The following is a 233-nucleotide window of genomic DNA, read 5'->3' as shown; positions in this document are numbered from 1 at the left end:
GGTGCGCTCGAGGAACAGGCCCATTTCCCCATTGACGGTGAAGTCGCGCTCGATCTCTACCTTGTTGCCGGTATAGAGCACGACAGGATTGCCCTTGCGCTCACTGCAGTCGTCACGGCGATCATCCGTTTGCTGTTCCAGCGCCGTTTTGGCAGGCATGGAGATATCGGAGTGGTAGGTGACGCCTCGGCCGATGGAGATTACCCCCGATGATCCGATCGCCGGGCCACGTG

At 60.1% G+C, this 233-nt stretch carries 1 protein-coding gene; it reads right to left on the bottom strand.

Annotated features, from left to right (window positions below; all coding sequences use genetic code 11):
* Positions 1 to 233 (bottom strand): hypothetical protein (locus tag ACRHNM_RS18315; RefSeq protein ID WP_431138054.1); only part of this gene is annotated, 233 nt, incomplete at both ends.

It is taken from the genome of Psychroserpens mesophilus (genome assembly GCF_050617655.1).
Lineage (GTDB): Bacteria > Bacteroidota > Bacteroidia > Flavobacteriales > Flavobacteriaceae > Psychroserpens > Psychroserpens mesophilus_A.
The sequence above is the reverse complement of the archived record's forward strand: the minus strand, read 5'-3'. Positions and strand labels throughout refer to the sequence as shown.